This is a genomic window from Massiliimalia massiliensis (genome assembly GCF_900155615.1).
GTDB classification, from domain to species: Bacteria; Bacillota; Clostridia; order Oscillospirales; family Ruminococcaceae; genus Massiliimalia; species Massiliimalia massiliensis.
Map to the genome: position 1 here is coordinate 195,016 of NZ_FUHT01000002.1, position 11,670 is coordinate 206,685.

At 47.0% G+C, this 11,670-nt stretch carries 10 protein-coding genes and 2 pseudogenes; all 12 read right to left on the minus strand.

The window, feature by feature from the left end; translation table 11 throughout:
* Positions 1-336: 336 nt before the first annotated feature.
* Positions 337-585 (minus strand): helix-turn-helix domain-containing protein, encoded by a 249-nt coding sequence (locus tag CZ360_RS00885; RefSeq protein ID WP_077532325.1) that lies wholly within the window; start codon positions 583-585, stop codon positions 337-339.
* 23 nt (positions 586-608) lie between these two features.
* Positions 609-2,030 (minus strand): annotated as a pseudogene (gene feoB / locus CZ360_RS00890) (ferrous iron transport protein B); the annotation flags it as partial.
* Positions 2,031-2,108: 78 nt separating this feature from the next.
* Positions 2,109-2,339, minus strand: coding sequence for a FeoA family protein (locus tag CZ360_RS00895; RefSeq protein ID WP_077532327.1), 231 nt, complete (start codon positions 2,337-2,339; stop codon positions 2,109-2,111).
* Between the two features lie 69 nt (positions 2,340-2,408).
* Complete coding sequence (locus tag CZ360_RS00900) at positions 2,409-3,047, minus strand: manganese efflux pump (protein ID WP_077532328.1); 639 nt, start codon at positions 3,045-3,047, stop codon at positions 2,409-2,411.
* 93 nt (positions 3,048-3,140) lie between these two features.
* On the minus strand, positions 3,141-3,590 hold the full coding sequence (locus CZ360_RS00905) for a GNAT family N-acetyltransferase (protein WP_077532329.1): 450 nt from the start codon (positions 3,588-3,590) through the stop codon (positions 3,141-3,143).
* Between the two features lie 60 nt (positions 3,591-3,650).
* Positions 3,651-4,163, minus strand: coding sequence for an anaerobic ribonucleoside-triphosphate reductase activating protein (gene nrdG / locus CZ360_RS00910; protein WP_077532330.1), 513 nt, complete (start codon positions 4,161-4,163; stop codon positions 3,651-3,653).
* A gap of 64 nt (positions 4,164-4,227) precedes the next feature.
* Positions 4,228-4,359: pseudogene (nrdD, locus tag CZ360_RS00915) on the minus strand (anaerobic ribonucleoside-triphosphate reductase); the annotation flags it as partial.
* A gap of 48 nt (positions 4,360-4,407) precedes the next feature.
* Positions 4,408-6,723, minus strand: a complete 2,316-nt coding sequence (locus tag CZ360_RS00920; RefSeq protein ID WP_077532332.1) for an anaerobic ribonucleoside triphosphate reductase — start codon at positions 6,721-6,723, stop codon at positions 4,408-4,410.
* Positions 6,724-6,980: 257 nt separating this feature from the next.
* Complete coding sequence (gene tuf / locus CZ360_RS00925) at positions 6,981-8,180, minus strand: elongation factor Tu (protein WP_077532333.1); 1,200 nt, start codon at positions 8,178-8,180, stop codon at positions 6,981-6,983.
* A 110-nt stretch (positions 8,181-8,290) separates the two neighbouring features.
* Entirely contained in the window at positions 8,291-10,372 is a 2,082-nt protein-coding gene (fusA, locus tag CZ360_RS00930) for an elongation factor G (protein WP_077532334.1), read from the minus strand.
* A gap of 113 nt (positions 10,373-10,485) precedes the next feature.
* A complete protein-coding gene (gene rpsG, locus CZ360_RS00935) occupies positions 10,486-10,956 on the minus strand; it encodes a 30S ribosomal protein S7 (protein ID WP_205411092.1) in 471 nt (156 codons plus the stop codon).
* 125 nt (positions 10,957-11,081) lie between these two features.
* Positions 11,082-11,507 carry a 30S ribosomal protein S12 gene (gene rpsL, locus CZ360_RS00940; protein WP_077532336.1) on the minus strand — a complete coding sequence of 142 codons (426 nt, stop codon included), beginning with the start codon at positions 11,505-11,507 and terminating at the stop codon, positions 11,082-11,084.
* Positions 11,508-11,670: the final 163 nt, after the last annotated feature.

Consider the following 11,670-nt stretch of genomic DNA (forward strand, 5'->3'; position numbering starts at 1 on the left):
GTCGTTGTGATCCGCCTTGCGAAGTTGAATTTCTAGTTCTTCCTTTGAAACAATTATTTGATAATAATGCTTGTGATATATCCGACCGCTTTTGATATGCTTCTTTTCTAAGCGTGCTGATTTTAAATTCTTACATAGATTTTAAATTCTTACATAATTTCACGATTGTCTCTCCCATTTGAATTGACACATAACTACTTAGCTCATGATGATTGTAGCAAAGCTTATGTACCGAAAACGGTTCATATTAGTTCGTATAAAAACGAGAGAGTGCGTCCTTTTTCGAACTACCGAGAATTACTCGGTAGTTGCCAGCGTTTTCAATCCATTATCCAATTATTTACCACCACCGTTCTCTTCATACTCCCGCATAAACAGGTCTAATTTTCGCCAATAGCTATAATGTGGTTTGGCTTGTCCGAGTTCCCAAAGTTGCAATGCATTGACGGAAATTCCGGTAAGCTTTGACAGTTCGGTACGCTTCAAATGATGTCTTTTGCGGAAGTACGATAGTTTAGTCAGATGAAACAAAACTGTTTTCGGATTTATAGTGAATTTAACGGTTGATTTTTGATTTTCAGCCATATTTGTTGCCCTGCTGTCGGTGGAGGAAAACGCCCATTGCAGGGGACAAAATTGTTGGTGATGGTTGCGATCAGGCGCTCACGCGGAGAATCGATAATCCGGCATCCGACAATCCCGGCCGCGTTGCATCCAAATCCCATGCACATGGTCAGGGCTTGCTTGCCGCAGGTTTTTGCTTTTTTGAAATAATGGTCAAGATTGAATGCTACTCTCGGCAGATATCCGAAGTCCTCCAGAAGGGTAAATAACGGAAAGAAAATTGCCATCGGCGGCAGCATTACGGATACTACCCAGGCCAAAACCCGGTACACGCCTAACACCAATGCGCCATGAAGCCATTCCGGTGCGTTCAGCCAGTGAAACAAGTCGGTCAAACGGTCCTGTATCCAGAACAAACCTGTTGACAAAAGCTCGGAAGGATAGTTGGCGCCGGTAATGGTCAGCCAAAAGATGACCATCAGCAATAGAATCATAATGGGAATTCCAGTCATCCGGCTTGTGAGGATTCGGTCAAGCTTGCGGTCGCGCCTGTCACAGCATTCTTTCTGGAAACAGACACATTCATTGCAAATGCCTTCCGCCTCTAACACAATGCAGGAGACGATTTTGTCCTGCACCACATCTGCATCAATCCCATTCTGGGCCAGTGCTTCCTGTGCTTTGCGGGCCAGCGACAGGTATTCTTCGCAGAAGGCTTGTTCCATCCCCAGCTCTCTTAGGATAGATTCTTTCAATTTTTCATCCTGTTCCAGCATCCGTAAGGAAGCCCATCGGCTATTTACCGTATGGCGGCCAAACTGCTCCAGAAATTCCTCCATTGGCCGTACTGCGGACTCTAGGGTACGGAGATATTGAATTTTCTGCGGATTCGGAATCAGCTCGCCGCTGCATACCCGCTCTACAGTTCTGGAGAGCTGATCTAAGCCCTTCCCGCTTCTTGCACTGGCCGGCACGACCGGTACGCCCAGCAGCTTCTCCAGCCGATTGACATCCACGCGGATATCCTTTTTCTTCGCCTCGTCCATCAGGTTGACACAAACGATCACCCGGTCTGTAATCTCCATCGTCTGCAAGACAAGGTTTAAGTTCCGTTCCAGGCAGGTGGCGTCACAAACCACCACTACTGCGTCGCTTTTCCCAAAGCAGATAAAATCCCTGGCAACCTCTTCTTCCGCTGAATGGGCCATCAGGGAATAGGTTCCGGGCAGATCAACCAATATGTAGTTTTGGTTGTGGTATGTATAGCTGCCCTGCGCGTTTGTAACGGTTTTTCCAGGCCAGTTTCCGGTATGCTGGTTCATTCCAGTCAGCTCATTAAATACGGTGCTTTTTCCTACATTGGGGTTCCCAGCTAAAGCAATGACATGGTCCTGCGGCGTTTGCTTTACAATTACCAAGCCCTGATCCACCGCATGTTTCCCGGTTGAATCCGAGGTTAAACCCATGATTATCACTCTTCTCTCTTTGTTTTGATATGGCGGCAGACAGGAAGCGGCCTATTCCTGTCTGCTCCTGACCAATATTTATCGCACCAAAATTGCACTGGAATCTTCGACTCTCAAAGCAATTGCAGCACCTCTGATTAAGTAAGCGATCGGATCTCCGGCCGGGCTTTTTTGCAGGCACTTGATATTAGTTCCTTCAATAATGCCGATATCCTGCAAACGCCTTCGCATGCTTCCGCTTAGACGTATTCCCGCTACTGTAGCAGTCTGCCCTTCCTCCATGTGATCCATCGATTGTATGTCTGCCATGGGTGTCGCTCCTTTTTCTCAATTTGAGGGTTTCCCCTGCTATCAGTATATTCATTGTCCAGGAGATGGTTACAGCTTGCAGAAGGCCAGGACAATCAGGAGCGCTCCGCTCAGCCAGGAAAGATCCCATTTGATCCTATGGCTAAGCCTCTTTCCTAATCGTTCACCGCAGAAAACCGCCAGAAATCCCGCAAGCAGTGCCAATCCAAACGTAATCCAGATACTGCCGGAATGCATCCCAGCACCCACGCCAGCCGCAATACTGTCAAAGGAAAGCGCTACCGCTAATCCTGCCGCTTCCGGCAGAGACAGCACCCGGGAGCTGTCACAGTCCGCCTCGGTAGCATCCGCATAAATCTGAAGGATCATATGGAGGGAAAACAGATGAAAGGATAGTTGTTTCGAAGTATGCTTGCGTTTAGCGATCCATGTCTTGATCATGCTGTCAAACAGCTTCACAAGCCCCAGTAAAAACAGGATGCCGAAGCAGAAAATATGAATCCATCCTGCCGGCAGAAGGCTTCCCAGAGCTGTTCCAAACAGCATGGAAAGAAATAATGTCCCGCTGCAGATCAGATCAACGACAAAGCAGGAGGAAAGAGGAATGCGGATACAGTTAATTCCATAAGAAAAACTTGCGACAAAAGCATCGACCGATACGGCTACCACCAAAAGCCCTGCTTCTGCCAGCATAAGATAAACCGGCATGACAACACCGTCCTTTTGATTCGTTGCTCTATCCTATTCGAATGACTGGTTTTTGTTGAAAAAAGCCGTTGCTTTTTACAAGCAACGGCTTTTTTATTCAAAATGATACAGCTTCCGAAACCCCTTTACCGGATCGGAATACCCGATTTTTTCATAAAACCGGTGCGCACCGCTTCGATGTTCCGAAGATACTAAAATCGAATAAGAGCATCGGTTTTTCTCCGCGAGCCGATCTATTTCCTCAAACAGCAGCTTGCCTACGCCCATTCCCCTGCATTCCTCTGATACAACGACATTTTCAACAACAAGAAAGGGACGCCCTTCCTCCGTAAGAGACGGGCAGGAATAGCACATCGCTGTCCCACATATTTTGCCGCCTTCCTCCCTTGCCACAAAAATACGGCAGCGCGGGTCTTTTTCCATCTCCCGCCACCGTTTCTGTGTTTCGGAGAGGGATTCCATTCTGCCAATCAATTGCTGATAAAGGGCAAGGATTTCCGGCAGATCAGCTTCCCGCATAATGCCGACTTCTATTTTCCCCATTTTATACCGCTAGACTCTGATAAACCAGAGCCTTCCTTTCCGAATCATCTGCCGCCATTTCTAACAAGCACTGTCCGTTTCTTCCATAGTGACGGTCCGGCCTGCCTTAAGCGTCTGTGCCACATCGATCATCCGTTGATTTTTGCTTCCTCGAAATTTGAGTTCCAGGCTGCGCTGTGATAACAAAAACGGGCCGTCTACAATATAATCCGCCAGAGAAATCAGCCGGTCTGTTGCCGGGTCACAGCGGCCTTGCAGGTCTTCAAAGAGATAACCGGTATAGATAAACAAGTCCAGTTCCAGCTTTTTGATCTCTGCCGCCAGCTCAGCCAAAGGCTCCGGCTGGTCGAACGGTTCCCCTCCGCTGAAGGTTACACCCTTCAGCAGAGGATCTTTTTTAATTTCGGTTAAAATCTTTTCAATGTCGCAATCATATCCCCCGGCCGGGTCATGGCTTTCCGGATTATGGCAGCCCGGGCAGTGATGCGGGCAGCCCTGCGTAAATACAACGAACCGGATTCCGGGACCGTCAACAATAGATTCCCGCACCACACCGGCAATGCGTACTGTCAATTTTTACGCCTTCTTTCTGAAAAATCAGGCCATTCCAATCTGCGATTGAAACGGCCTTGATTCCCTAAATTCTTTCCTGATCGGTTGTCAGCCCGTGTTTTACACGGTCATGTTCTTCGGCACGTTTTGCGTTATTAAAACGGTCTACTGTTCCAACCAAATATCCGGTGATCCTTCTGATGCGCTCAAAACCGACACCTTCACCGACTTTTCCATTTACCACCTTATAAGTTCCGTTCATATTCTATTCTCCTTTCAATGCATGGCAAACTTTATCATTTTCTTCTAAAATTTCTTCTTCACTGCGATAGTCATGGTAAACGCCCTTGAGCTTTTTCAGCACTTCGACATCTACCCCTTCCCCTTCGTGCCGCCCGCAGCGCGGGCAGGTATCACCGATAATTCCTGTATAGCCGCATACCGGGTCGCGGTCAACCGGATGGTTGATAGAGCCGTAGCCGATCCCTGCTTCTTTCATGCATCGGATCACACTTTCAAACGCTTCTAAGTTCTGGGTTGTATCCCCATCGAGCTCTACATAAGAAATATGGCCGCCGTTTGTCAGCGCGTGGTATGGCGCTTCTAAACGAATCTTTTCATATGCTGATATCGGGAAGTATACCGGAACGTGGAAGGAATTCGTATAATAATCACGGTCTGTAACCCCTTCAATCGTTCCGAACTTTTCCCGGTCGATCCGAACAAATCTTCCAGACAGCCCTTCCGCCGGTGTTCCGATCAGGGAAAAATTCAGGCCGGTTTCTTCTGTTTTCTGATCCATGCGTTTACGCATAAATCCAACGATATCCAGTCCCAGATTCTGGGCTTCCTTGCTTTCGCCATGATGTGCTCCGATCAGCGCTTTCAGGCATTCTGCCAGCCCGATAAACCCTAAAGTCAGTGTACCATGCTTCAGCACCTCGCCCACTTCATCCTCGTCGCTGAGCTGATCAGAATCAATCCAGACCCCTTGTCCCATCAGGAACGGATAATTCTTAACCCGTTTTTTGCACTGGATCTTAAAGCGATCCAGAAGCTGGTCAATGACAAGATCAATTTCATGATCCAACTGTTCAAAGAAAAATTCCACATTTCCATTTGCCTTAATCGCAAGCCTTGGAAGGTTCACCGAGGTAAAGCTTAGGTTTCCGCGGCCATTGACAATCTCACGGGAACGGTCATAAATATTTCCGATTACGCGGGTACGGCATCCCATATAGGCAACCTCTGTCTCCGGCTTGCCCGGTACATAGTATTGCAGATTAAACGGTGCGTCAATAAATGAAAAGTTCGGAAACAGCCGTTTTGCAGATACCCGGCAGGCTAGCTTAAACAAATCGTAGTTCGGATCCTCCGGATTATAGTTGATGCCCTCTTTTACCTTGAAGATATGGATCGGGAAGATTGGAGTCTCTCCATTTCCCAAACCAGCCTCTGTGGCAAGCATGATCTTTTCCATTACCAGCCGTCCCTCTGGCGAGGTATCCAGGCCGTAGTTTAAGGAACTAAACGGAATCTGTGCCCCGGCTCTGGAATGCATGGTGTTCAGGTTGTGTACCAGAGCTTCCATTGCCTGATAGGTCGCGCGTTCGGTCTCATGCTTACTGTGTTTCACAGCAAATTTCTGTATCTGCTTCACACTTTTATCATCCAGGAAAGCGCTTAGGTATTCTGCTTCTGCTTCCTGGTAGCCATTATCATTTGCCAGTACTGGAATCAGGCCCTTTTCTTCCTTTACCTGTCTGGTGATATCAAAGGCTACCTGACTGGTATCATCCAGCTCAGAAGTAAAATCCAGTGCCTTCGCTAAGTTTTCGCGATACCGCTTCGCATAGGTTTTTCTGACGCCCTTAGCCATTGCATATTCAAAGTTAGGAACGCTCTGTCCGCCATGCTGGTCATTCTGGTTGGATTGGATTGCAATACAAGCCAGCGCAGAATAGGTTTGAATGTCATTCGGCTCTCTCAGGTAGCCATGTCCTGTTGAAAAACCACCTTCAAAGAGCTTGTCCAGGTCGATCTGGCAGCAGGTCGTAGTCAACGTCAGGAAGTCCATATCATGAATATGAATATCTCCTTCGATATGAGCTTTCGCATGCTTCGGGTCCAAGATAAACATTTCGTTAAACTGCTTGGCGCCTTCAGAGCCATATTTTAACATGGTGCCCATTGCGGTATCACCATCGATATTCGCATTTTCACGTTTGACATCGTTCTCCGCGGCATCCTTAAAGGTGAGATCTTCATAGGTTTTCATCAGCCGGGTATTCATCTCCCGGACGCGGGTACGGTCGGCACGATAAAGGATATACTCTTTTGCAGTGCGCGCGTGGCCATTTTCAATCAAGATTTTTTCTACCACATCCTGTACCTGTTCTACTGTCGGGGCCTGTAAATGCAGCACATTTTCTAAATAATCGATTACCATGTCGGCAATCTGTTCCGACTGTGCATAGTCGGTTCCGCCCAATGCATGTGCCGCCTGGTATACGGCCTTAGCAATTTTTTCCTTATGAAACTGCGCTTCGCGTCCGTCTCTTTTCACGATTTTTTCGATCATTCGGGGCAACCTCTCTTCTGTGTTCTGTCCTAGCGACATTTCTTTTTAATACAAGTTATAGTATACAAATTCAGTTTTCATTACTATATATTGTGTCCGCGATTATTATTGTATCGCGGTCATCGAGAAAAGTCAATAGCTAAACCTGAACTTTTCCAATTTCGGCAGCTTCGACAATATTTACTACTAATTTTGTATAATTTAGACGCAGAAAAAAGCCGCTGCGATTTTGCAGCGGCTTTTGGCTTAACATAAAATTATTCAGCGATTTCAGAAACAACGCCGGAACCAACAGTACGGCCACCTTCACGGATAGCAAAACGCAGACCAACTTCGATTGCAATCGGAGTGATCAGTTCTACACCGATGGTTACGTTATCGCCAGGCATAGCCATTTCAGTACCTTCTTCCAGTGCGATAACACCGGTAACGTCGGTAGTTCTGAAGAAGAACTGCGGTCTGTAGTTGTTGAAGAACGGGGTGTGACGGCCGCCCTCATCTTTTTTCAGAACGTAGATCTGGCCTTTAAATTTGGTGTGCGGGTGAATGGTTCCCGGTTTAGCCAGAACCTGGCCTCTTTCGATTTCATTTCTCTGAACACCACGGAGCAGAGCACCAATGTTGTCACCAGCTTCAGCATAATCCAGAATTTTTCTGAACATTTCGATACCTGTAACAACAGTTTTTGCTCTTTCTTCGGTAAGACCAAGGATTTCAACTTCGTCGCCAGTTTTGAGCTGACCTCTTTCAACTCTACCAGTAGCAACAGTACCACGTCCAGTGATGGTGAATACGTCTTCAACCGGCATTAAGAACGGCAGGTCTGCTTTTCTTTCCGGAGTCGGGATATATTCATCAACTGCATCCATCAGCTTGATAATTGGTTCATAAGCCGGATCAGACAGATCGTCCGGAGCTTCCAGTGCTTTCAGAGCAGAACCAGCAATGATCGGGGTGTCGTCACCCGGGAATTCATATTCGTTTAAGAGCTCACGAATTTCCATTTCAACCAGTTCGAGCAATTCTTCGTCGTCAACCTGGTCAGCTTTGTTCATGAATACAACGATATACGGAACGCCTACCTGACGGGACAGCAGGATGTGTTCACGAGTCTGCGGCATCGGGCCGTCAGCAGCGGAAACAACCAGAATAGCACCGTCCATCTGAGCAGCACCAGTGATCATGTTTTTAACATAGTCGGCGTGGCCCGGGCAGTCAACGTGAGCGTAGTGACGATTTTTGGTCTCGTATTCTACGTGAGCGGTATTAATGGTAATACCACGTTCTCTTTCTTCCGGAGCGGAGTCGATGTTTGCATAGTCTTTGTACTGAGCCATGCCCTGCATAGCCAGAGTTTTGGTGATAGCAGCAGTTAAAGTAGTTTTACCGTGGTCAACGTGGCCGATTGTACCAATGTTGACGTGCGGCTTGGTTCTTTCAAATTTTTCTTTTGCCATTTGGAATATCCTCCTTTAATTTCAAATCAGAATAAAGTATCCTTACTTAATTAGTATTGTAACAATACTTTTTAAAAAATACAAGTGTTTTTCCAAAAAAGTCCTAAAGATTAGTCGTTTTTGCTTCTCGCACTCATAATCTTATCTGCAATGGATTTCGGAACCTGCATATAGTGGCTCGGTTCCATTACATACTGTCCGCGGCCCTGTGTTTTAGAACGCAGGTCGTTGGAATAACCGAACATATCAGAAAGCGGAACAAACGCATTGATCTGCTGTGCACCGATTCTGGCCTCCATGCCCTGTACCTGTCCGCGGCGGGAGTTGATGTCGCCGATTACATCGCCCATATACTCTTCCGGAACAATGACGACAACCTTCATGATCGGTTCCAAAATAACCGGCTCGCCCTTTCTCATCGCTTCTTTGAAAGCCATGGAGCCAGCGATCTTAAACGCCATTTCAGAGGAGTCAACCTCATGGTAAGAACCATCATAGAGTTCTACCTTGCAGTCAACAACCGGATACCCAGCCAGAACACCGGCCTGCATTGCACCCTGGATACCAGCGTCAACAGCAGGAATGTATTCTTTCGGGATGGCACCGCCGACGATTGCATTGGTAAATTCGTATCCGGCACCGGATTCATTCGGCGTAACACGAATTTTAACGTGGCCGTACTGACCTTTACCACCAGACTGTCTGGCGTATTTATGGTCAACATCAGCAGGCTTGGTAATGGTTTCTTTATATGCTACCTGAGGAGCACCGACATTCGCTTCCACCTTGAACTCACGGAGCAGACGGTCAACGATAATGTCAAGGTGCAGCTCACCCATCCCCGCGATGATTGTCTGGCCTGTTTCTTCATTGGTATAGGTTTTAAAGGTCGGGTCTTCCTCAGCAAGCTTTGCCAAAGCAATCCCCATTTTTTCCTGGCCGGCTTTAGTCTTCGGTTCAATCGCCAAAGAGATAACCGGTTCCGGGAAGTCCATAGATTCCAGAATGATCGGGTGCTTCGGATCGCAGAGCGTATCACCGGTAGTGGTATTTTTCAAGCCGACCGCAGCAGCGATATCTCCTGCATAACAGGTTTCGATATCTTTTCTGTGGTTGGAGTGCATCTGCAGAATCCGCCCGATTCTTTCATTATTGTCTTTGGATGAGTTGTATACCTGGGTACCCGCATTGATAGAGCCAGAGTATACACGGAAGAAGCACAGTTTTCCGACAAACGGGTCGGTCGCAATTTTGAAGGCCAAAGCTGCAAACGGTTCGTCGTCAGAAGAAGGCCGTTCTTCCTCTTCATCAGTATCAGGATTCACACCCTTGATGTGAGCAACATCAGTCGGAGCCGGCATATAATCAATGACTGCATCCAACAGTTTTTGAACCCCTTTGTTTTTATAAGAAGTACCGCAGGTAACCGGGATAATTTCATTGGAAATAGTCCCTTTACGCAAAGCCGCCTTGATTTCGTCTACGGTGATGTCTTCCCCTTCCAGGTATTTCATCATCAGCTCTTCATCCTGCTCGGCAACTGCTTCCAGGAGGTTGGTGCGGTATTCTTCTGCTTTTTCTTTCATGTCCTCGGGAATTTCAACGATGTCCATTTCTTTTCCGAGGTCATCCTTGTAGATAACAGCGTCCATTTCAACCAGGTCGATGATTCCGCAGAAGGTCTCTTCAGCACCGATCGGCAGCTGAATTGGAACAGCGTTACATTTCAGTCTGTCTTTCATCATGCTAACTACATTATAGAAATCAGCACCCATGATGTCCATTTTGTTGACATAAGCCATTCTCGGAACATGGTAGTCGTTAGCCTGACGCCAAACTGTTTCTGACTGAGGCTCAACGCCGCCTTTTGCGCAGAAAACAGTAACGGAACCGTCGAGAACCCTCAGAGAACGCTGAACTTCAACGGTAAAGTCAACGTGTCCCGGAGTATCGATAATATTGATACGGTGGCCTTTCCAGTACGCAGTTGTTGCAGCAGAAGTAATGGTAATACCTCTCTCCTGTTCCTGTGCCATCCAGTCCATGGTAGCAGCACCATCATGCGTTTCACCGATTTTACGGTTAATCCCTGTATAGAACAGGATACGCTCGGTTGTGGTGGTTTTTCCTGCGTCGATATGGGCCATTATACCAATATTACGTGTTAACTCAAGTGATACGTCTCTTGGCATAATATCTCTTCTCCTTATAGTTCTATTGCGCAGCCAAGGCTAGCCCGATACGGCTAGTCCCACACTGCAAAACGATGAACGCAATCCGGTAAAGCCGGACACGAACGGTATGATTACCATCTGTAATGTGCAAAAGCTTTGTTTGCTTCCGCCATTTTGTGGGTATCTTCACGTTTCTTGCAAGCGCCGCCGGTGCCGTTCATAGCATCCATGATTTCGCCTGCCAGACGTTCTTTCATTGTTTTTTCGCCGCGGTTTCTTGCATAAGCAGTCAACCATCTCAGACCCAGGGTCTGTTTTCTTTCCGGCCGAACTTCCATCGGAACCTGGTAAGTCGCACCACCGACACGGCGTGCCTTTACCTCTAAAAGCGGCATGATGTTTTCCATCGCTGCTTCAAAAGCTTCCAACGGGTCTTTACCGGTTTTTTCCTGTACGATTTCAAAGGCACCGTACACAATTTTCTGGGCTACCCCTTTTTTGCCGTCCAGCATAATGCTGTTGATCAGACGGGTAACCAAAGCGGAATTGTAAAGCGGGTCGTTTAAAACCTCACGCTTTGCGATATTACCTCTTCTTGGCATTTCGCTTCCCTCCTTCATACAATGATATCATCGGTACTCGAAAGCAAATTTACTCCCGTTTTGCCACAAAGCGGTAACATATATCTCATGCCACGCTATGGGCCAAAACATCATAAAAGGATCAATTACTTCTTCGCACCAGCTTTTGGACGTTTCGCGCCGTATTTGGAACGAGACTGATTTCTGTTGTTCACACCCTGAGTATCCAAAGTACCGCGGATGATGTGATAACGGCAACCAGGTAAGTCCTTAACACGTCCGCCACGAATCATTACAACGCTGTGTTCCTGCAGATTGTGTCCAATCCCTGGAATGTAAGCTGTAACTTCCTGTCCGTTTGTCAACTTAACCCTTGCTACTTTACGAAGCGCGGAGTTCGGTTTTTTCGGAGTCATGGTTCTTACTGCTGTACACACCCCACGTTTTTGCGGAGAAGACTGGTCAGTAGTCGCTTTCTTCATCGAGTTGTAACCCTTCTGCAAAGCCGGAGCGCCGGATTTCTGTTCGGAAACCTTTCTTCCTTTGCGTACGAGCTGGTTAAATGTAGGCATACTGCACCTCCTTAATAAAAAAATGTGAAAAATAGATTGAAGTATCAAAATACCTCAACCTATTTAATTTAACACTATTCCGTCCATTTTGTCAAGCTTTGCGGAGAAATAATTTGAATTTTATTATTTCCGCCACATCCGCTCTTTTTCGTGCAGCCGGAAT